This is a genomic window from Prolixibacteraceae bacterium, from assembly GCA_019720755.1.
Classification (GTDB): domain Bacteria; phylum Bacteroidota; class Bacteroidia; order Bacteroidales; family Prolixibacteraceae; genus Halosquirtibacter; species Halosquirtibacter laminarini.
On the sequence record CP081303.1, the window covers coordinates 2786628 to 2810261 of the forward strand.

Genomic DNA, 23634 nt, shown 5'->3' on the forward strand with positions numbered 1-23634 from the left:
TTGTAATGAATTTTATCAAAATAAATATGTGCTGCTGTTATAGATCCACCCAAAGGAGGCTATAGCTTTGCTGTGCATACAATATAACACAAAAAAGGCCTTCTTAATTAAAGAAGGCCTTTTTTTATGAAACAAAAAATTAGTTCAAACAGTTAATATATAACTTACAAAATCCTTCACAAAATGAAAGTACATAATATCTTAGAGACTATCGGCAACACGGAACATCTTAAAATAAATAAGCTTTATAGCCTGGATTACAATATCTACACAAAAGTAGAGAAAAACAATCCTGGTGGAAGTATCAAAGATCGAATTGCCCTCTCAATGATCGAAAAAGCAGAAGAAGATGGACTGATTACTCCAGGTAAGACAACCATCATTGAGCCAACATCAGGAAATACTGGAATCGGATTGGCATTAGTAACAGCCGTGAAAGGATACAAGCTTACATTGGTTATGCCAGAATCGATGAGTCTTGAAAGAAGAAGAATCCTTACCGCATATGGTGCGAAATTAGAATTAACACCGAAAGAGAAAGGAATGAAAGGGGCTATTGAACGTGCAGTAGAGCTACAAAAGGAATCAAAAGACAGTTGGATACCTTCCCAGTTTGATAATCCGGCTAATAATGAAATTCATATCCAAACCACTGCACAAGAGATATTAAAAGACTTTCCAGAAGGGATTGATTATCTAATTACAGGAGTTGGAACAGGGGGACATATCTCTGGTGTATCTAAAGTACTAAAAGAACACTTTCCAAACCTTAAGACATTTGCAGTAGAACCAGTGGATTCTCCAGTTATCAGTGGAGGAAATCCTGGACCTCACCCAATACAAGGAATTGGAGCAGGATTTATTCCAAACAACCTAAAGTTAGAGTATATAGATGGGACAATACAAGTATCGAAAGAAGCGGCATTTGAATATGCACAACGATCAGCAAAAGAGGAAGGACTATTTGGAGGAATTTCTTCGGGAGCATCGCTAGCAGCCATCGCACAGAAACTACCTGAAATAGAAAAGGGTTCAACGGTACTTACATTCAATTACGATACTGGAGAAAGATATCTATCTGTTGAAGGACTATTCTAAATAGATTATAGTGTTTTGCTTAAGTCTTTTCATTCAATCATTAATGAATCCATTGAGACTAATACGAAAGCCTTAATAAAATAGAAAAGAGGGATGCTTTTATACGAGCATTCCTCTCTATTTATTATCTAAAATAATGTCGGAAGATCATCATTTTGAACCTTCTTTACTTTCTTTTTCTTCGGTGCAACGCGATCTAACAACCAAGACATATTCTCACCTAGTGTAGTAATCGTATTAAGTCCCTCTTCATCCTTTAAAACATCTCCTGGCATCTTGCCATGTGCAATATTCCAATAGCTACTTCCAGGAACAATCATTTGATTGATTAAGAAGAAATTGTTCATTGCATCAAAAGCACTAATCTCTCCAGCACGACGCACAGCAACAACCGCAGCTCCTACTTTCTTTGCTAATTTATGGTCTGCACTTCTAGTAACATATCCTGATACATCTATTAATGCCTTCATCTCAGTAGTAATGTTTGCGAAATAGACAGGAGAACCTAAGATAATTCCATCAGCTTCCACCATCTTTTCAATACAACCATTCAAGAAATCATTGTTAGAATAACATTTCAAATCTTTTTTCTCTCTACAAACACCACAAGCTCTACAACCATTTATTTTATCACGATCAAGTCTTATCATCTCTACTTCGTGACCATGATTACTAAGAGTTTCTAACAAATGGTTAATCAGAATATCAGTATTACCTCCTTTGCGGGGGCTACCACTAAAAGCAACAATTTTAGCCATGACTTATCTATTTTTGGGTCTTACGGTGAAGATAAAAATTTCAACTGCGAATATCTACCACAGAGTATAAATATTCGCAGCTTATACTACCTAAATAAAATCATTTTATATTAGAATAGACCTGAAATCGATCCATCATCAGTGATATCAATCTTTTCAGCAGCAGGAGTAGCAGGCAATCCAGGCATTCTCATAATACTACCAGTAATTGGCACAACAAAACCAGCACCAGCAGAAATCTCAATACTACGAACAGTAACCACAAAATCTTTAGGACGTCCTAATAATTTAGGATTATCGGATAAACTCTTTTGAGTCTTTGCGATACAAATTGGCAAATGAGATAGCCCTAGTTTCTCTATCTTCTTTAGATCTTTCTTTGCCTGAGCTGTATAATCCACAGCGCTAGCCCCGTAGAAAGTGGAAGCAACTGTTTTAATTTTCTTCTCTACAGACCAGCTCCAGTCGTAAAGAGGCTCTACTTTGTCAATATTTTTTTCACATGTATCTACTACCATTTGAGCCAACTCTAGACCACCTTGGCCTCCTTTTGCCCAAATATCAACAGCAGAAGCCTTCACTCCCATTCGTTCGCATGCATCAAGAATACAAGCAACCTCTTCATCAGAATCAGTAGGAAACTTATTGATTGCAACTACAGGATTCTTACAGAACTTCAACATATTCTCAATATGTTTCTCTAAGTTTGGAATACCGCGCTTTAGGGCATTCACATCTGGTGTAGTCAATGTCTTTACATCCATCTCACCATGATACTTTAGTGCTCGCACCGTCGCAACTAGAACTATAGAATCGGGAGATAAATTACCGTACTGACATTTAATATCAATAAATTTCTCGGCACCTAAGTCGAACCCAAAACCAGCCTCAGTCACAACATAGTCGGAGAGAGACATACCCATTTTAGTAGCTAAAATAGAATTTGTACCTTGAGCAATATTTGCAAATGGACCACCATGGATAATCGCTGGAGTACCTTCGATAGTCTGAGCAAGGTTGGGCTTAATAGCATCTTTCAATAAGGCAGCCATGGCTCCTTCAGCATTTAAATCTCTCGCATAAATTGCATCTCCAGAATAGGTAAAACCAACAAAGATATTTCCTAAACGTTTCTTTAGATCTGAAAAACTTGTTGCCAAACAAAGTATAGCCATCACTTCTGATGCAGCAGTAATATCAAATCCAGTCTCTCTAGGAACGCCAGAAGTAGTACCTCCTAGTCCTAAAACAACATTACGAAGGGCGCGATCATTCATATCCATCACACGCTTCCACTCCACAGTACGTGGATCGATACCAAGAGATCGAGTCTTACTTTGCAAATTGTTATCTATCAATGCAGCCAAAAGGTTATTTGCTTTTTCAATAGCAGAAAAATCGCCAGTAAAATGTAGATTGATATCCTCCATAGGAAGAACTTGAGAATATCCTCCTCCTGTTGCACCCCCTTTTATTCCAAAAACAGGGCCCAAAGATGGTTCACGTAAAACAGCAGTAGTCTTTTTATTGATACGATTAAGAGCTTGTGAAAGTCCTATAGAAACCGTTGTCTTACCCTCACCTGCTGGCGTTGGAGAGATAGCAGATACTAAAATAAGTTTACTTTTTTTTACTGCAGTTTCATCAATTAAACTTAAAGGTAACTTGGCTTTATACTTACCATATTGTTCTAAATTGTCGGCATCAACACCAAGTTGATTGGCAATATTTACAATCGGTAACATCTCAACCCCTTGCGCAATATCAATATCTGTCATCGTGTGTATATTAAAAGAAAAGTTGTAACTCAATTTTACAATAAAAATAGGAACAATATTAGATAAACAAACAGCGAGAGGTACGAAAATATAGAGAATTTCTACGGATATAATTCTTTTCTTTAAATAAGGTTTCTACTAGACATGCTAACAGAACATTAACGAATATAAATACTTACTTCAAAAACAATTTCGTAAATTTATCACTTTAATTAAAAGTTAAGTGATCCCTATTTATATATAGTCTTTTTTTTAAGCATACATATATAAGGTAACATTACATCAATACATAGATCTATTTTTTATTTGACTACCTCCCGAAAAAAGTTGTATTATTACTGCAAGTATCTGACATTCACAATATAATATATGTGTAAAAACGAGGAAAGCTAGATTAAAAATGTTATTTTAAGTGTGAAAACATAATCATTTAAAACCTAGCTCATGAACAAGATACTTACAAAACAAATACAGAACAAGCTAAGTCTATATTTTTGTAAATTAAATAGTCATTTAACCAAACCAGAATTACGTTGTACACGTGAGATAACAACAGGTATTCTTAAGACAGGGTCTGTTATTATCAATCAAATAGCAACAGCTATAGGTGATTCTATAGACAAACAACAAACGACCAAAAGGCTTCGAAATCATTACAATAAAAAAGGTTTCTTTTTAAAACTTCTTAGAGGCCATATGGATTGTGTGTCAGATACAATTCATGAAGGAGACTACATTCTATTTGATGGATCAGATATTCAAAAGAAATATGCTAAGACCATGGAAGGTCTGGATTTTGTAAAAGATGGAGATGAGAAAAATAAGGTTGGATTAGGTTATTGGCTTATGAATGTTGTACATATTGATAAGGCCAATAAGATGACACCTTTGTATAATAAGCTGTACAGTTTCGATCATGGAGCCAAGAGTGAAAATAATGAAGCAATCGAAGCATTAAAAGAAGTAGATAATGCTATTTCAAAGAATGTAACTTGTGTGTTTGATCGAGGATTTGATCGTCAGATTATTAAGGATTATGTTGTTAGTCAACAAAATAACTTCATAATCAGATTGAAAAAGAATACCAAATTAATATACAAAGGCAAAGAAACTACTGTATCTACAATTGGGAAAAAGATTCCATTCTTCATGGAATTAACTGCCAATAAAAGAGGCAAAAACAAAAGTAAAAAGATAAACTTTGAGTGTGGTGCTGTTAAGGTTAAATATAGAATAAAGCAGAGGGAATTTGAGCTATGGCTTGTTGCTACAAAACGCAAATCAGGAGGGAAATGTTGGTTATTAACCAACTCACCTAAGCATACAATAACAGAAGTTATTAGTGAAGCTTTTCAAGCATATGGCTTTCGTTGGAAAATAGAAGAATACCATAGACATATCAAATCAAGCTATGATTTAGAGAATATACAAATAAAGAAGTTTGATGGACTGCAATGCATGTTGGCAATTTTAACCATTGCAATGGGAATCCTTTATAACACATTAGAGTCCATGCATCTAAGGTTGTTGCTAGATAGCAAAATTAAGATACTTGATAAAAACAAGGTATCTGAACTCAGAAATTTTATCTATTATAAGATAAGTACGATAATTAAAATTTTATTGGCAAATGTTTACACAAAACATATAATACAGAGTAAACAGACACAAGTAGACGTAGGACAAATGAGACTCAATCTAGATTTCTGACTAAAAAAACGGGAGGTAGCCAACTATTTTTTATATATTGTCCCAACTAAATATTAAACACGAAGATGAAGAAACTATTATTTATTGCATTTTTAGCACTATCAACTTTCACAACATTGACAGTGAATGCAAAACCGGCAACGGCACAAGACGACGATAAAATTGAAATCGAATTTAACGAAGCAAACCAGTCATTTGACAAGTTACTTCAATCAAAGCTACCTATCGTAGTAGATTTCTATGCAACATGGTGTGGACCATGTAAGCGTCAAGCTCCAATTCTTAAAGAGTATGCTAAAGAAAATAAAGGGAAAGTACTTGTAGTGAAAGTCGATGTTGACAAAAACAAAGCAGTAGCGAAAAAGTATGGTATCAGATCGATCCCGACTCTTTATATTTTCAAAGGTGGTAAAGCTAAATGGCATGCTACTGGAGTTCATACTAAAGATCAAATTCAAAAGGAAGTAAACAAGGTGAAATAGTACACTTCACCTAATATTATAAAAGGGTTGCTGTTATAGCAACCTTTTTTTTGTATCAATACATATCGAATGAATATATCTTAAGGCAATAGAATATATAGAACAGATAAGATGGCATTTGAAATAGCCACAATACACGTATCATATGTAAAGAGCAATAAAAAAAGGGAATTACTAAAGTAATTCCCTTTTATGTATCTAATTATGCCTCCCCTGTAGGACCTCCGAAACTCATTGGTGGTGGAGGTGTATTTACCTCTGCATCATGAAGTTTAATCGGACCTAACTGAGACTCATAACGTCTTATGTTTTCTTCTAAAGTCAAAAGAAGTCTCTTTGCATGTTCAGGACACATCACAATTCTTGATTTTACCTTGGCTTTCTCAATGCCAGGCATCATTCGGATGAAATCCAATACAAATTCAGAACTAGAGTGAGAAATCACTGCTAAATTCGAATAAGTACCTTCAGAAACCTCCTCAGGAAGTTCAATACTAATAGACTGATTCTCTTCTCTATTCATACGATTTAATTTTAATCTTTAGAATCTACCAAACGATCATAATCTTCCTTAGAACCAACCACTAAATTACGATACAATTGACGTCCTGTACCAGCAGGAATAAGGTGACCACAAATAACGTTCTCCTTCATACCCTCTAGATTGTCAACTTTACCATTAATGGCAGCCTCATTCAGAACTTTAGTAGTTTCCTGGAAAGAAGCAGCAGACATCCAACTCTTCGTTTGAAGGGCAGCACGTGTAATACCTTGAAGAATCTGACCTGAAGTTGCTGGAACAGCATCTCTAGATTCGATCACTTGCATGTCTTTACGACGAAGCTGTGAGTTTTCATCTCGCAACTGACGAGCATTTACGATCATACCTGGCTTCAAGTTTTCAGAATCACCAGAATCCAAAATAACTTTCTTATCATAAATCCAGTCATTCTCTCTCATGAACTCATGCTTATCAACCAAGTGACGCTCCAAGAATTTAGTATCTCCCGGATCATCAATCTCAACTTTACGCATCATCTGACGAACAATCACCTCAAAGTGCTTATCGTTAATCTTCACACCCTGCATACGATATACATCCTGTACCTCATTTACGATATACTCTTGAACCTTAGTAGGTCCTTCGATACGTAAAATATCAGATGGAGTAATTGCACCATCTGAAAGAGGAATACCAGCACGTACGTAATCATTCTCTTGAACAAGGATCTGACGTGATAGAGGGACAAGATATTTTTTGATATCTCCCAAACGAGTTGTAACAATAATTTCACGGTTACCACGCTTGATTTTACCAAAACTTACTTCACCATCCACCTCTGAAACAACAGCTGGATTCGATGGATTACGAGCCTCAAACAACTCTGTTACACGAGGCAGACCACCGGTAATATCACCTGCTTTACCAGAAGCACGAGGAATCTTCACAAGAACAACTCCCTTAGTCACAACCTGACCTTCATCCACGTTTACGTGACCACCAACAGGAAGGTTATAAGCTTTTATCAACTCACCATTCTCGTCAACAATACGCAAACTTGGGTTCTTAGTTCTATCACGATTCTCGATAATAACCTTCTCAGCAAAACCTGTTTGCTCATCAGACTCTTCACGATAAGTGATACCATCTTGAAGATCAGCAAATTCGATACGTCCTTCGTACTCTGTAATGATTACACCATTATAAGGGTCCCATTCACAGACTACATCGTTCTTCGTGATTTCATCACCTTCTTTGATAAACAACTTAGATCCATAAGGAAGAGAGTGAGTAGAAAGAGTAATGTTTGTATTCTTGTCAACAACACGAAGTTCTGCAAGACGACTCACTACTATCTCCACATTCTTACCATCCTCATCCACAAAAGGAACAGAACGCAACTCATCAATCTCTGCGATACCTTCATACTTAGCAACAACAGTAGATTGAGACGAAACATTACCTGCGATACCCCCTACGTGGAAAGTACGAAGTGTCAGCTGTGTACCTGGCTCTCCAATAGACTGAGCGGCAACAACACCAATGGATTCACCCTCTTGGGCCATACGAGCACTTGCAAGGTTTGTACCATAACATTTAGCACAAACACCTTGTTTAGACTCACAAGTCAGAACCGAACGAATTTCAACTCTCTCAATAGGAGAATCTTCGATCATCTGAGCAATCTCATCAGTAATTTGACCACCAGATCTAACAATTAAATCACCTGTCAATGGGTGGAAGATATCATGAACAGTACAACGACCAACGATTCTTTCATAAAGAGAAGCAACAACCTCCTCATTATTTTTTATTGCAGAAGCTGTTAAACCACGCAATGTACCACAGTCTTGTTCTGACACGATCACATCGTGTGCAACATCCACCAAACGACGAGTCAAGTAACCAGCATCGGCTGTTTTCAACGCAGTATCGGCAAGACCCTTACGAGCACCGTGAGTAGAAATAAAGTACTCAAGTACTGAAAGCCCCTCTTTAAAGTTCGCCAAAATTGGATTCTCAATAATTTGAGCTCCAGTAGAACCAGACTTTTGAGGTTTTGCCATCAAACCACGCATACCACAAAGCTGACGAATCTGCTCTTTAGAACCACGGGCTCCAGAATCAAGCATCATATAAACAGAGTTGAAACCTTGGTTATCAGAACTCAAAGTATTCATCACTGTATTTGTCAACTTCGCATTAACATGAGTCCAAGTATCAATTACCTGATTATAACGTTCGTTATTGGTAATGAAACCCATGTTATAGTTATTCATGATCTCATCCACTTCGTTGTAACCTTCCTGAACCATATCTGCTTTCGCATCAGGAATAACCACATCTGCTAGATTGAAAGACAATCCACCCATGTATGCCATACGGTAACCTAGGTTCTTGATATTATCCAAGAAATTCGCAGTTGTAGCATTATCAGTCACTTTCAAAATGTGAGAGATAATATCTCTTAGAGCCTTCTTAGTCAATAATTTATCCAAGTAACCTGCTTCTCTTGGAACAAATTGGTTGAAAAGAATACGACCTACTGTAGTTTCAATAAGTGTAATTTCAGACTCTCCTTTATCATTCAAATCGTAAGTTTTAACCTTTACGATAGCATGCAAATCAGCTTTACCCTCATTATAGGCAATCTCTACCTCTTCTGGAGAGTAAAAACATAGTCCTTCACCTTTAACTCCTCGACGTGGCTTAGTCATATAATAAAGACCAAGAACCATATCCTGAGAAGGTACAGTAATAGGAGCACCATTTGCAGGGTTCAACAAGTTATGAGCAGAAAGCATCAACAACTGGGCCTCAAGAATTGCAGCATTACCAAGAGGTAAGTGAACTGCCATCTGGTCTCCATCGAAATCGGCGTTGAAACCAGTACATGCAAGAGGGTGAAGTTGAATCGCTTTACCTTCAACAAGTCGAGGTTGGAAAGATTGGATAGATAAACGGTGAAGAGTCGGTGCACGGTTAAGCATCACTGGATGACCTTTCATCACGTTTTCTAGAATATCCCAAACAACAGGATCTTTTCTATCTACAATCTTTTTTGCTGACTTTACAGTCTTTACAATACCACGCTCGATCAACTTACGAATCACGAATGGCTTATAAAGTTCTGCTGCCATATCCTTAGGGATACCACATTCGTGGATCCTAAGAGTAGGACCTACAACAATAACCGAACGAGCTGAATAGTCAACACGCTTACCCAAAAGGTTTTGACGGAAACGTCCTTGCTTACCTTTTAGTGAGTCAGAAAGAGATTTAAGAGCACGGTTGTTCTCTGTTTTAACAGCATTCGATTTTCTCGAATTGTCAAATAGAGAATCCACAGACTCTTGCAACATCCTCTTCTCATTACGAAGGATCACCTCAGGAGCTTTGATTTCGATAAGTCTCTTAAGACGGTTATTACGGATAATAACACGACGATACAAATCGTTCAAATCTGAAGTAGCAAAACGTCCACCATCAAGCGGCACTAAAGGACGTAGATCTGGTGGAATTACAGGAACCACTTTCACAATCATCCACTCCGGACGGTTTCTTTTTTTCGATGCACGGAAAGCCTCTACAACTTGAAGACGCTTCAAAGCATCGTTCTTACGTTGTTGTGAAGTTTCAGTACTTGCTTTGTGACGCAACTCATAAGAGATAGAATCTAACTCTAAACGCTCAAGCAATGAGTAAAGAGCCTCAGCTCCCATCTTTGCGATGAACTTATCTGGGTCATCATCATCAAGCATTTGATTTTCTCTTGGTAGAGTATCTAGGATATCCAAATACTCCTCTTCCGTAAGAAAATCTAAATATTTAACACCATCATCACGCTTAACACCTGCGTTAATAACCACGTATCTTTCGTAATAGATGATTGTATCTAACTTCTTCGTTGGTAATCCTAAAAGATAACCAATTTTATTTGGTAGAGATTTAAAGTACCAAATATGGGCAACAGGAACAACCAAAGAGATATGTCCCATACGCTCACGACGTACTTTCTTTTCAGTTACCTCCACACCACAACGGTCACAAACGATACCACGATAACGGATACGCTTATATTTACCGCAGTGACATTCGTAATCCTTTACAGGACCAAAAATGCGCTCACAGAAAAGACCATCTCTTTCTGGCTTGTATGTACGGTAGTTAATTGTTTCAGGCTTAAGCACTTCGCCATGCGATCTCTCAAGTATCTCTTCTGGTGAAGAAAGACTGATAGATAGTTTAGAGAAGTTACTTTTAACCTTATTATCTCTTCTGAATGCCATAAAACAAAAATTATAAACTTATAGTTCAGCGTATGAAAAGGAAGGCATCGAAGACACCTCCCTTATTCAAATATATTATTCAAGGTCTACACTCAATCCTAATCCACGAAGTTCGTGAAGAAGAACGTTCAACGACTCAGGAATTCCTGGAGTAGGCATTGGATCACCTTTCACAATAGCCTCGTATGCTTTTGCTCTACCAATCACATCATCCGACTTCACAGTCAAGATTTCTTGAAGGATATTTGCAGCACCGTAAGCCTCAAGAGCCCAAACCTCCATCTCACCAAAACGCTGTCCTCCGAATTGAGCTTTACCACCCAATGGTTGCTGCGTAATAAGAGAGTATGGTCCGATAGAACGAGCGTGCATCTTATCTTCAACCATGTGACCTAGTTTCAACATATAGATAACTCCTACTGTTGCAGGTTGGTCAAAACGCTCACCAGTCTCACCATTGATAAGTCTTGTACGTCCAAAACGAGGAACACTTGCCTTATCACATAACTCAGTTATCTCATCTAATGTTGCTCCATCAAAGATAGGAGTAGCGAATTTACATCCTAACTCCATTCCAGCCCAACCTAAAACAGTCTCATAGATCTGTCCTAAGTTCATCCTTGAAGGTACACCTAATGGGTTCAATACGATATCCACTGGAGTTCCATCCTCAAGGAAAGGCATATCTTCTTGACGAACAATACGAGAAACGATACCTTTGTTACCGTGACGTCCCGCCATCTTATCACCAATCTGAAGCTTACGTTTCTTAGCAATATAAACCTTAGCCAACTGAATAATACCAGCAGGAAGTTCATCACCAATAGTAACGTTATAACGCTTACGTTTTGCTACAGCCTCAAACTCTTTATACTTCATGATATAGTTACGAACTAAAGATACGACCATTAAGTTCTTATCTTCATCCGTAGTCCAATCATTGGCATTCACTGTCATAAAGTCAATACCAGCAAGAAGTTTTTGAGTAAATTTAGTTCCTTTCGAAATTACATCTACGCCAAAATAATCCTCTACACCTTGAGAAGTCTTTCCTGTAACAATATTGAAAAGCTTATCAACCAAAATATCTTTCAAACGGTTTGCTTGAACATCAAACTCTTGGTCGATCTGCTCCAATAAAGGCTTAGTAGTAGATCTAGACTTTTTATCTTTCTGTACACGAGAGAACAATCTCTTATCAATAACCACCCCTTTTAGTGAAGGAGAAGCCTTCAAAGAAGCATCTTTTACATCTCCAGCTTTGTCACCGAAAATAGCACGTAAAAGTTTCTCTTCTGGAGAAGGATCTGACTCTCCCTTAGGAGTAATCTTACCAATAAGGATATCACCAGGTTTTACAACTGCACCAACGCGGATCAAACCATTCTCGTCTAAGTTACGAGTAGCTTCTTCACTTACGTTTGGAATATCAGAAGTAAACTCTTCTAAACCACGTTTTGTATCACGTACCTCAAGAGAATACTCATCAATATGAACAGAAGTAAATACATCATCACGTACGATACGCTCAGAAATTACAATCGCATCCTCATAGTTATAACCCTGCCATGGCATAAATGCCACCTTCAAGTTACGTCCTAAAGCCAATTCTCCTTGCTCAGTAGCATAACCCTCTGTAAGAATTTGTCCCTTCTTAACACGTTGGTTTGGAGAAACGATTGGTTTCAAGTCAATACATGTACCCTGGTTTGTCTTCTTATATTTCGGAACATTATAGCTCACTGTTTCGCCATTAAAGCTAACATAACGCTCCTCTTCAGTTGCGTCATAACGAACTACAATCTTACTTCCATCCACATAATCGATAACACCATCTTTCTCTGCAGAGATCTGAACACGTGAATCCTCAGCAACACGTCCTTCAAGACCTGTACCTACGATAGGCGACTGTGGACGCAACAATGGAACTGCCTGACGCATCATGTTTGATCCCATCAATGCACGGTTCGCATCATCATGTTCTAGGAAGGTAATCAACGATGCAGCAATCGAAGCAATCTGGTTTGGACCTACGTCCATCAAATCCACCTCATCGATTTCTGACATCGGATAATCTGCATCCAAACGTGCTTTCACACGAGGATTAACAAAAGATCCATCCTCTGCATAAGTAGCATTAGCCTGAGCAATAATCTTTCCTTCCTCTTCCTCTGCAGTTAGATAAACCACATCTTGATTATCCAAGTTCACTTTACCTTCGCTTACAGGACGGTAAGGTGTAGAGATAAATCCAAGATCGGTAATCTTTGCAAAGACACAAAGAGAAGAGATTAGACCAATATTCGGCCCCTCTGGTGTTTCAATTGGACACAAACGACCATAGTGAGTATAGTGAACGTCACGAACCTCAAATCCGGCACGATCACGAGATAAACCACCAGGTCCCAGTGCAGACATACGACGCTTGTGAGTCATCTCTGCTAGTGGGTTCGTCTGATCCATAAACTGTGACAACGCATTGGTTCCGAAGAAAGAGTTGATCACAGAAGACAAAGTCTTCGAGTTAATCAAATCTGTTGGAGTAAACACCTCGTTATCACGAACATTCATTCGTTCACGAATTGTTCTGGCCATACGAGCCAAACCAACACCAAATTGATTGTACATCTGCTCTCCTACTGTTCTAACACGACGGTTAGACAAGTGGTCAATATCATCGATATCTGTTTTCGAATTGATAAGCTTGATAAGATATTTGATAATCTCGATCATATCTTGGTTTGTCAAGACACGAGTATCTGAATCAATATCAAGATTCAACTTCTTATTAATACGATAACGACCAACCTCTCCTAAGTCATAACGAACTTCAGAAAAGAACAATTTATCAATTACGTCACGAGCAGTAGCTTCATCAGGCGGCTCTGAGTTACGTAATTGTCTATAGATATATAATACTGCTTCCTTCTCCGAGTTACAAGGATCTTTCTGAAGTGTATTATAAATAATTGCAAAGTCAGCTAGATTCTGCTCCTCTTTATGAAGAAGAATAGTTTTCGCTCCTGAATCTAGGATTTCATCCAAGTGCTCAGGCTCGATAACTGTTTCACGGTCGATAATGACTTCATTACGCTCGATAGAAACTACTTCACCAGTATCTTCATCTACGAAGTCCTCTACCCATGTTTTCAACACACGAGCAGCCAATTTTCTACCAACAATTTTCTTAATTCCAGACTTTGAAACGCGAATCTCATCAGCAAGTCCGAATATCTCAAGGATATCCTTATCACTTTCATAACCGATTGCACGTAACAACGTAGTTACTGGTAATTTCTTCTTACGATCGATGTAAGCAAACATGACACCATTGATATCCGTTGCAAACTCAATCCATGATCCCTTAAAAGGAATAATTCGAGCAGAGTAAAGTTTTGTACCATTGGCATGTACACTCTGACCAAAGAAAACGCCTGGAGAACGGTGTAATTGAGAAACAACCACACGCTCAGCACCATTGATCACAAAAGATCCACTTGGGGTCATATATGGAATTGTCCCCAAGTACACCTCCTGAATCACAGTGTCGAAGTCCTCGTGTTCTTCGTCAGTACAATACAATTTTAATCTTGCCTTAATTGGCACACTATAAGTCAAGCCTCTATCTATACACTCCTCGATAGTATAGCGAGGTGGATCGACTGAATAATCAATAAACTCAAGGACAAAGTTATTTCGAGTATCCGTAATTGGAAAATTTTCACGAAATACTTGATTAAGGCCCTCTATTTTTCTTTCCTCAGGCGATGCCCCCAACTGGAAGAACTCTTTGAAAGATTTGATCTGTACTTCTAGAAAATCAGGGTATTCGAAACGATTTTCTGCAGAAGCAAAACTGATCCTATTATTTACAGTTTGTGAAGACATGAATCAACCGAATTAATTGAACCTAAAACATAAACGCAAAAAGGCTTAGAACCCCGAATAGGGATTCTAAACCATAAACCTTCGTTAGAAAGGTCAACTTCTTATTTAAGCTCAACCTCAGCACCAGCTTCTGTTAGCTGTGTTTTAAGTGCTTCAGCTTCTTCTTTAGAAACTTTCTCTTTGATTGCTTTAGGAGCTCCGTCAACTAGTTCTTTAGCTTCCTTAAGACCAACACCTGCTAGGTCTTTAACCAACTTAACTACAGCCAATTTTGAAGAACCTGCTGCTTTCAAGATAACGTCGAATTCTGTTTGCTCTTCAGCAGCAGCTTCGCCACCAGCAACTGGTCCAGCAACAGCTACTGCAGCAGCAGCAGGCTCGATACCGTACTCATCCTTAAGGATAGTTGCTAATTCGTTTACGTCTTTTACTGTTAGGTTAACTAATTCTTCTGCAAGTTTATTAAGATCTGCCATTTTCCTCGAATTTAAAAATGATATAGTGAATAATTTATTTTCTTTTCTTTAAGCGTTTTTTTCCTCAAGTGCCTTAAGCACTCCAGTAATAGTTTGTCCAGATGACTGAAGAGCTGAAATAACATTCTTCGCAGGAGACTGAAGCAATGCGATAACATCTGCAACCAATTCCTCTTTCGACTTGATATTTACTAATTCTTCTAATGTTTCTGCACCAACATATACAGACTCCTCTACAAATGCTCCCTTCAATACAGGTTTGCCGTTCTCTTTACCAAAATCTTTAATCAATTTTGCTGGAACGTTACCAATATTCGAAAGCAGTACAGAAGTACTACCTTTCAATACGTCAAATAAGCCCGAAGCATCTTTATCTGATTCTTCAATAGCTTTGCGCAACAGTGTATTCTTTGCCACAACCAACTTTACTTCTTTCTGGAAGCAAAGACGTCTTAAAGCACTTGTCTGCTCTGCATCGAGTGCTTCTACGTCCGCCAAGTAAAAGTGACTATATGAATTCAACTGCTCTTTAAGTGACTCTACTAATTGTTGCTTTTCTGAGCGTCTCATACTTTCTTTTTTACTTAGTCAATAGACTTAGGTTCAACTTGAATACCTGGGCTCATTGTACTTGATAAGTAGATACTTTTAACGTACGTACCTTTCGCAGCCGAAGGCTTAAGTTTATTAATCATCTCAATAAACTCTTTTGCATTGTCAACAATTTGCTTAGGTTCAAAAGAAACTTTACCAATTGAAGTATGCACGATACCATACTTATCCACTTTGAAGTCGATTTTACCCATCTTAACTTCCTTCACAGCTTTACCAACCTCCATGGTAACAGTACCACTTTTTGGGTTAGGCATAAGACCACGAGGACCTAAAACACGACCTAGAGCACCTACTTTACCCATAACTGGAGGCATAGTAATGATTACGTCAACATCTGTCCATCCGTTCTTAATCTTATCGATATAAGCATCTAGACCTACGTAATCAGCACCCGCATCTTTTGCTTCTTGCTCCTTATCAGGAGTAACAAGAGCTAAAACACGAACTGCTTTACCAGTTCCATGAGGCAAAGTTACGACTCCTCGTACCATTTGATTCGCTTTTCTCGGATCCACTCCAAGGCGAACATCCAAATCCACAGAAGCATCAAACTTTGTTGAAGTGATATCTTTCACCAACGAAGCAGCTTCTTCTAGTGAATAGATCTTCCCCTGCTCCAATTTGGCAGCAGCAGCTTTCCTATTCTTTGAGATTTTTGCCATTTTTAAAAATAAATTTCATTAATTAAAAAGGTGCATCACCAGTTACAGTAATTCCCATACTACGTGCAGTACCAGCCACCATCGACATTGCAGACTCAACTTCAAAACAGTTAAGATCAGGCATCTTAGCCTCTGCAATAGCTCTCACTTGCTCCCAAGTAATCGATGCTACCTTGTTAACGTGTGGTTCAGGTGAACCTTTTTTAACTTTAGCAGCCTCTAAAACCTGTACAGCAACTGGTGGAGTCTTAACAACAAAGTCGAAAGACTTATCAGCATAAACAGTAATAATTACAGGAAGTACTTTTCCAGCTTGCTCTTGAGTTCTTGCATTGAACTGCTTACAAAACTGCATGATGTTCACTCCCTTAGCACCCAAAGCAGGTCCTACTGGAGGCGAAGGATTCGCAGCACCACCTTTAATCTGTAACTTAATTAACCCAGCAACTTCTTTTGCCATAATGTAATAAGTTGAAATAAATTATAACTACTCCTTTTCGACTTGCATATAACCAAGCTCCAAAGGAGTCTTTCTACCGAATATCTTAACCATCACTTTCAGTTTCTTTTTCTCCTCGTTGACTTCTTCAACAAGACCATTAAAACCATCAAATGGGCCATCGATAACTTTCACAGTTTCTCCCACTACAAAATCAACACCTGAACCATCAAGTGTCTCCTCTGCATCATCCATGGTACCTAAAATACGATTCACCTCGCTTTGACGCATCGGTATAGGCTCGTTTGTTTTTGTATCAGCTAAAAAACCGATCACATTCGAAACACCCTTCAAGATATGAGGGATCTCTCCAACCAACGAAGCCTCAATAAGAATATAACCTGGAAGCGAGATTCTCTCTTTAGTTATCTTCTTACCATTACGTATCTGATACACCTTTTCAGTAGGGATCAAGACCTGAGAAACATAATCCTGGAGACCTAAATTTGCGATCTCTGCCTCGATATATTCCTTGACTTTCTTTTCTTTACCTCCGACAGCCCGAAGAACATACCATTTTTTTGTATCCACACTCATTATCGACCTCCAGCAACATTAAAAGAATAAACCGTAAAGCATTCCCATCAACTCCTTAAAAGAGAAGTCAACAACAAACACCAACAGTGCAATAATAAAAGAAGCAATAATAACAACAAATGCACTATCAATTAACTCCTTTCGAGATGGCCAAGTCACCTTGTGAACCAACTCGTTATATGACGCTTTAATACTAGCAACTGCTTTCATATTTCGACTGTTTTTATTTAGACGAGTTTCTTGTCAGATGAAGATAATCGAAACCTAATATACCCCTACTGGCACATCTGTAAATTTGCGGTTCCCACAATTAGGAACCGCAAAAATATATTTAATTCATTGAAATAACAACAAATTACTTAACAATCTCAGTTACCTGACCTGCACCTACAGTACGTCCACCTTCACGAATAGCAAAACGAAGACCCATGTTCAATGCAACTGGGTAGATAAGCTCAACATTAATTGATACGTTATCACCAGGCATAACCATTTCAGTTCCTTCTGGAAGAGTAATCTCACCAGTTACGTCAAGAGTACGTAGATAGAACTGAGGACGGTATTTGTTGTGGAATGGAGTGTGACGTCCACCTTCTTCTTTCTTAAGTACATAAACCTCAGCTTTGAATACAGTGTGAGGAGTAATAGTACCAGGCTTAGCAAGAATTTGACCACGCTTGATATCTTTCTTATCAACACCACGCATCAATAGACCTACGTTATCACCAGCTTGTCCATCATCAAGAATCTTACGGAACATCTCAACTCCTGTACAAACAGTCTTTCTACCTTCAGCACCAAGACCGATAATCTCCATCTCATCACCAGTGTGAATAACACCAGTTTCGATACGACCTGTAGCAACAGTACCACGACCAGTAATAGAGAATACATCCTCAACTGGCATCAAGAATGGCTTATCCATATCACGTGGAGGAAGTGGAATCCAAGAATCAACTGCATCCATCAATTCCATAATTTTTTCAACCCACTCTGGCTCACCGTTCAATCCACCAAGAGCAGAACCTTTGATAACTGGAGATCCCTCGAAATCGTAGAATTCAAGAAGTTCAGTAACTTCCATTTCTACAAGCTCAAGAAGCTCTTCGTCATCTACCATATCAACCTTGTTCAAGAAAACAACGATCTTAGGTACGTTTACCTGCTTAGCAAGTAGGATGTGCTCACGTGTCTGAGGCATAGGACCATCAGTTGCAGCACATACAAGAATAGCACCATCCATCTGAGCAGCACCAGTAACCATGTTCTTAACGTAGTCAGCGTGACCTGGACAGTCTACGTGAGCATAGTGACGATTTGCAGTTTGGTACTCAACGTGAGCAGTGTTAATAGTAATACCACGTTCTTTTTCCTCAGGTGCATTATCGATTTGGTCGAAATCACGAGCTTCTGACAAACCTTTATCTGCCAATACTTTTGTAATAGCAGCTGTCAAAGTAGTTTTACCGTGGTCTACGTGACCAATAGTACCAATGTTAACATGGTCTTTGGTTCTTTCAAAATGTTCTTTAGCCATAACTCCAATAAAAAATTAGATTCTAAAAAAAATCAGTTATAAAATTATCTTTCGTGCTTAACTCTATTTAAACACACGTGGGGAGAGCAGGATTCGAACCTACGAAGTCATAAGACAGCAGAGTTACAGTCTGCCCCAGTTGGCCGCTTTGGTATCTCCCCATTTTCTTAACACAAAAACACACCACTTCTCTAGAACAGATGAAATGGTGTGCAAATGTAAAAACATTTTCAAGTAAAACACAAATTTACTTGAACTTTTTTCTATTTAAATCGAGACTTTTCTTTCACACGCTCCAACTGATGTTTCACAGCAGCAACAGCTAAATCTACAGCCTCTTCAAATGACACAGCATTTTTCTTTGCAAACAGGTAATCATGTTCTGGAATCGAAAGCTTAATTTCGGCTACCTTGTTTACTTTATCTTGATCAGACACGAGACGGAAAATCACTTCGGCGCCAATAATTGAATCAAAATACTGATCTAACTTTTCAACTTTTTTTTCAGTAAAGTCCAATAACTTCTGATCAGCTTTGAATTGTACAGATTGAAATGTTACTTTCATATATCATCCTCCATCTTTTAACCCCTAGAATGGGCTTGTTTGTAAACCTTCCTTAATTTATCAAAGGTAGTATGTGTATACACCTCTGTGCTCGCCAAACTTGCATGGCCCAACAACTCTTGAATTGCCCTCAAATCTGCACCCGAGTTCAACATATGCGTTGCATAAGAGTGACGCAACACGTGAGGGCTCTTCTTTGATATTGTTGATACTCTAGCAAGATAACGTTTTACAACCCTATAAACAAATTTATGGTATACTTGTTCACCCTTGTCTGTCAAAAAAAACACATCGTTTTTCTCATCAAAAAGACCATCACAAAACAGTAAATATCTAGACATCACATGAGATAACTCATCATTAAAAGGGACAATACGCTCTTTATTTCCTTTACCCAAAACCTTCATTTTTTTTTGAGCAAAGTCAATATTTCGTCTCTTTAACCCCACCAACTCCGACAAACGCATTCCAGTACCATACAAAACGTGTAATATTGCCTTGTCTCTCACCCCAGAGAAGTCATCCCTAAAATTGTCATGATCAAACAGATTATCCATCTCTTTGATACGAACGAAAAATGGAAGCTTTTTACGTATCTTGGGTAATACAACCAAAGAAGTTGGATCCTTCACCACATACCCATTAACCAAATAAAAACGGTATAGAGATTTAAGTGCAGATATTTTTCTATGGACGGTACGTGGTGCCATCCCTTTTCCCATAAGAAAAACCACCCATTCACGAATCAAAAAGCCATCAACTGTTTTCCACTCAAAATCATCAACCAATCCATGAGCAAAATCGATGAACTGATTCAAATCACTCTTATATGCTACAACAGTGTATGAAGACATTCTTTTCTCATGTTCGATATAGTTTAAAAAATCATTTAATCCCATAAGTTCTTCATTTGGTAAAATGTAAAGATAAAACTAGTTCAAGACAAAAAAAAGAGGATCATCTCACAATGGAGACAATCCTCTTTTAATATATTCTTAGCAAACAACTAGAAATTAATCTTCCTCACGGTGTAGTTGCTCGATATAGATAGCTTTTTTAACTTCTTCTCTTCTTACAACAGAAGGCTTAAGAAAATGCTTACGACCTCTTAACTCTTTAACTGTTCCAGTCTTTTCGAATTTACGCTTAAAACGCTTAAGAGCTCTCTCGATATTTTCGCCTTCTTTAATTGGTATTACGATCATTTTAAAAAATATTATTAATTACTATACTAAAAATAAAAATCTATTATAATTCAAAACATCCTATCGTAATCCCTTTTTTCAACTTCAATGTATACACCTCCAGTATATAACTTTAATTCAACAAATTTATATGGAAGGGAACACATGAAAGGATGATTTCCTAAATTCGTTCGCAAAATTACAAATTTTCGTTACACTTACAACTACTATAAGCTAAAAATCTACATTATTTTCACTTCTCACCCCAACAGATAACTCGATCAAAGAAGCGGAACTCAAAACACACTTCAAAACATCTAAAATAATAGAGTCACAAAAAGATCATTCCCCATCTACCAAAAGAGTCTAGTCGATAAAAAAGCCACAACGAAGTTAAAAATCCATGTAGTACCTTAAATACAAGTCGATCTGTGAATCATCATGAACACACGAGAGAAATTCACTAAAAGAGGCTATCCCCATATGTCTGGTCCGATAAGAGACAATCTGACCAATATCGTTTTTTAATAAATAAGGCAAATGAAACAACTCACTATAGGAGGCAGTATTCACATCTGTCTTTTCAATCTTCGTTCTGTCAATATAGAAAAACGAGCGACACAATTCCACAAACGATGTCGATACAAGATGCATATTTTCAACCTGTTTCCATGAAACAAAACCACCAATACGATCTCTATTATGGATCAACTCACGACTTTGTTCATAATAAGAAGCCCCCAAACAACTCACTACTCGAGACAAACTACTTGAGTTAAACTCACACCGAACCTTCGTTTTATCCACTTGAAACAAAACCAAAGGCAAAATATGTTGCTTCCACAAACTATCCTCATGGCAAAACTCACCAAAATGAGATCTAGACTTAAAGACGCCTCCTGCCTTTCGATATGACAAAATACGTGATCTTAAACGCACCTCCAATCCGAGCAATGCAAAAGAATCCACTGAGAGCTTATTGGGATCAAAAGCAAAACAATGACAACCATCCCATCGAATAGAGTCAATCTCTTCTTGGGTAATCCCTTTCTCCAAATCATAAAACTGATAGGTACTATTCGAAAGAGAGACTCTAATTATTACGATTAATACAAAGAGGGCAACAAAAAAACAATAGGATATAAAAACGCCCACACTACGATTTCTCATACCAATACATATTAATACAGCATCAGAACAAACAAACAATTGCGATAGTTCAAAACAAAAGATTCAACTCCAATAACTGCTTAAAACTACAATGTACGAAGAATGTAGGAAAGAAAACAAGCACAAAAGTCATCTAAAACAAGAGAAATGAACAGCAAGAAACTGAACAAGATTCTTAAAAATAGAGACAACAAAGGGGGTACTTTCAGTAAAAACACCCCCTTTATGAAACAGCAAAACAGTTTACTAAAACTTCAATAAGCCAATTGCATTAAGAAAGACCAATGCAATAGCAAAAGGAGCGATAAACTTAATGATAAACATATACAGTTTAAAGCCAAAGCTCTCCTTCTCTTCCTCTCCTAAAATCTCTTTTGAAATCGACTTTCTCGACCAAACCCAACCAGCAAAGATTACAATCAACATCCCCCCTAAAGGCAACAATATGTTGGAAGAGATATAATCAAAAAGGTTAAACAATGTCTTACCCGCTATTTGAACCCCTTTCATCGGACCAAACGACAGAGCACACATCGCACCAAGAATCGAGACACTCACAAAAGCAACAATAGTTGCTTTCAATCGAGACATGTTCAACTCCTCAGCAAAATACGCCACAATCACCTCTAACAAAGAGATCGAAGAGGTAAGCGCTGCGATGACCAATAAAAAGAAAAACAACACAGAAAAGAAATAGCCTCCAGGCATCTGTTGAAATACATTAGGCAATGTAATAAACACGAGTCCTGGGCCAGCATCTGGCTCAATCCCAAAGGCAAAAACAGCAGGGAAAATAGCAATCCCTGCCAAAACTGCAATCGCTGTGTCTGCCAATGATACAGATACAGCAGAAGTAAATAGATTCTCTTTCTTATTAATATAAGAACCATAAGTAATAATCGTTCCCATCCCCAAACTCAACGAGAAAAATGCTTGCCCCAAAGCCTCTAAAACAACCTTAGAGCTCAACTTAGAGAAGTCTGGATGAAACAAAAACCTTAACCCTTCTGACGCACCATCTAATGTCACAGCACGAATATCTAAGATAATAATAATCAAAAACAACAATGGCATTAATATCTTAGTATACTTTTCAATTCCTTTCTCAATCCCTGCAACCACAACAAGACCTGTAAGAAACAAAAACACCAAGGTCCAAACAACAGGCATATAGGTACTAGAGGTAAAAGCATTATAGACATTTTTTAAGGCAACCGGATCTTTCCCTACAAAATTATTGGCAAACGCATCATAAAGATATTGCAAAGTCCAACCAGCCACAGCACTATAGAAGGATAAAATCATATAGGCACCAACAACTCCCATAATACCGATAAGATACCATTTCTTCTTAGGAGCCAAAAAACGAAAAGCACCATAAGTGTTTCGTTGTCCTGCACGCCCAATAGACATCTCTGTTAACATTAAAGGCACTCCCAGAAAAAGGATAAAAAGCAGATAAAGCAAAAAGAATGCACCACCACCATTTTCACCTAACACATAAGGGAACCGCCAAATATTCCCAAGACCTATAGCAGAACCTGCTGCTGCTGCAATTACACCAAAGCGACTAGAGAATCCATCTCTATTATTATCTTGCATAAAATGAGATTATAATGAATTATTTTAATTTCAGAAACATGATTTTTATCAGAGTACAAAAATGCACTTTTTTCCTGCCCGATACAACAATTTTATACCAATTGTAACGTATAGCCCCCTAAACCAACCACATAAAACAAAAAAGGATGACCAACAAAGGGCATCCTCTTCTGTTTTTATTATGAATGATATAAAAATCAAGAACTATTGTCTTTTAAACGAAGAAGATATTTGAACCTTAAAATAAAAACACCTCTCTTACAGATCAACCACAGTCAAAA

20 protein-coding genes and 1 tRNA gene are annotated in these 23634 nt (G+C 37.8%); 3 read left to right on the forward strand and 18 right to left on the reverse strand.

The genetic code is table 11. The features are described 5' to 3' along the window. Positions 1–183: 183 nt before the first annotated feature. Complete coding sequence (gene cysK / locus K4L44_10885; protein ID QZE13094.1) at positions 184–1098, forward strand: cysteine synthase A; 915 nt, start codon at positions 184–186, stop codon at positions 1096–1098. Between the two features lie 128 nt (positions 1099–1226). Here cysK and K4L44_10890 read toward each other — a convergent pair whose 3' ends face one another. Together K4L44_10890 and K4L44_10895 are read right to left on the reverse strand one after the other, a co-directional pair. Then, the gene (locus K4L44_10890; GenBank protein QZE13095.1) at positions 1227–1856 is read right to left on the reverse strand and encodes a flavodoxin family protein; all 630 of its coding nucleotides are present in this window, start codon (positions 1854–1856) and stop codon (positions 1227–1229) included. A gap of 110 nt (positions 1857–1966) precedes the next feature. Continuing rightward, a complete protein-coding gene (locus K4L44_10895) occupies positions 1967–3634 on the reverse strand; it encodes a formate--tetrahydrofolate ligase (protein ID QZE13096.1) in 1668 nt (555 codons plus the stop codon). 444 nt (positions 3635–4078) lie between these two features. Between K4L44_10895 and K4L44_10900 the strand changes: the two genes are divergently transcribed. Together K4L44_10900 and trxA are read left to right on the forward strand one after the other, a co-directional pair. Next, a complete protein-coding gene (locus K4L44_10900) occupies positions 4079–5344 on the forward strand; it encodes a transposase (protein ID QZE13097.1) in 1266 nt (421 codons plus the stop codon). 65 nt (positions 5345–5409) lie between these two features. Beyond that, complete coding sequence (gene trxA / locus K4L44_10905; protein ID QZE13098.1) at positions 5410–5826, forward strand: thioredoxin; 417 nt, start codon at positions 5410–5412, stop codon at positions 5824–5826. Positions 5827–6028: 202 nt separating this feature from the next. On the opposite strand, the gene K4L44_10910 is transcribed toward trxA, so the two are convergent. From K4L44_10910 to K4L44_10985, 16 genes are all read right to left on the reverse strand, one after another. Next, a complete protein-coding gene (locus tag K4L44_10910; protein ID QZE13099.1) occupies positions 6029–6349 on the reverse strand; it encodes a DUF3467 domain-containing protein in 321 nt (106 codons plus the stop codon). Positions 6350–6360: 11 nt separating this feature from the next. Continuing rightward, positions 6361–10617, reverse strand: a complete 4257-nt coding sequence (gene rpoC / locus K4L44_10915) for a DNA-directed RNA polymerase subunit beta' (protein ID QZE13100.1) — start codon at positions 10615–10617, stop codon at positions 6361–6363. 75 nt (positions 10618–10692) lie between these two features. After that, entirely contained in the window at positions 10693–14505 is a 3813-nt protein-coding gene (rpoB, locus tag K4L44_10920) for a DNA-directed RNA polymerase subunit beta (protein QZE13101.1), read from the reverse strand. A 101-nt stretch (positions 14506–14606) separates the two neighbouring features. Further along, positions 14607–14981: a 50S ribosomal protein L7/L12 gene (gene rplL, locus K4L44_10925; GenBank protein QZE13102.1), complete on the reverse strand. Its 375-nt coding sequence runs from the start codon at positions 14979–14981 to the stop codon at positions 14607–14609. Between the two features lie 48 nt (positions 14982–15029). Continuing rightward, complete coding sequence (rplJ, locus tag K4L44_10930) at positions 15030–15551, reverse strand: 50S ribosomal protein L10 (protein ID QZE13103.1); 522 nt, start codon at positions 15549–15551, stop codon at positions 15030–15032. Between the two features lie 14 nt (positions 15552–15565). After that, complete coding sequence (rplA, locus tag K4L44_10935; GenBank protein QZE13104.1) at positions 15566–16258, reverse strand: 50S ribosomal protein L1; 693 nt, start codon at positions 16256–16258, stop codon at positions 15566–15568. 22 nt (positions 16259–16280) lie between these two features. Beyond that, entirely contained in the window at positions 16281–16718 is a 438-nt protein-coding gene (gene rplK, locus K4L44_10940; GenBank protein QZE13105.1) for a 50S ribosomal protein L11, read from the reverse strand. Between the two features lie 27 nt (positions 16719–16745). Further along, positions 16746–17294, reverse strand: a complete 549-nt coding sequence (gene nusG / locus K4L44_10945) for a transcription termination/antitermination protein NusG (protein ID QZE13106.1) — start codon at positions 17292–17294, stop codon at positions 16746–16748. Positions 17295–17312: 18 nt separating this feature from the next. After that, positions 17313–17504: a preprotein translocase subunit SecE gene (gene secE / locus K4L44_10950; GenBank protein QZE13107.1), complete on the reverse strand. Its 192-nt coding sequence runs from the start codon at positions 17502–17504 to the stop codon at positions 17313–17315. A 145-nt stretch (positions 17505–17649) separates the two neighbouring features. Beyond that, complete coding sequence (gene tuf / locus K4L44_10955; GenBank protein QZE13108.1) at positions 17650–18831, reverse strand: elongation factor Tu; 1182 nt, start codon at positions 18829–18831, stop codon at positions 17650–17652. A gap of 78 nt (positions 18832–18909) precedes the next feature. Next, positions 18910–18992: transfer RNA gene (locus K4L44_10960), tRNA-Tyr, on the reverse strand. Positions 18993–19094: 102 nt separating this feature from the next. Further along, positions 19095–19397, reverse strand: a complete 303-nt coding sequence (locus tag K4L44_10965; GenBank protein QZE13109.1) for an HPF/RaiA family ribosome-associated protein — start codon at positions 19395–19397, stop codon at positions 19095–19097. Positions 19398–19414: 17 nt separating this feature from the next. Further along, positions 19415–20296, reverse strand: coding sequence for a tyrosine-type recombinase/integrase (locus K4L44_10970; protein QZE13110.1), 882 nt, complete (start codon positions 20294–20296; stop codon positions 19415–19417). Between the two features lie 114 nt (positions 20297–20410). Next, a complete protein-coding gene (gene rpsU, locus K4L44_10975) occupies positions 20411–20602 on the reverse strand; it encodes a 30S ribosomal protein S21 (protein QZE13111.1) in 192 nt (63 codons plus the stop codon). Positions 20603–20974: 372 nt separating this feature from the next. After that, positions 20975–21751, reverse strand: coding sequence for a helix-hairpin-helix domain-containing protein (locus K4L44_10980; GenBank protein ID QZE13112.1), 777 nt, complete (start codon positions 21749–21751; stop codon positions 20975–20977). A 246-nt stretch (positions 21752–21997) separates the two neighbouring features. Then, a complete protein-coding gene (locus K4L44_10985) occupies positions 21998–23353 on the reverse strand; it encodes a sodium-dependent transporter (GenBank protein QZE13113.1) in 1356 nt (451 codons plus the stop codon). Positions 23354–23634: the final 281 nt, after the last annotated feature.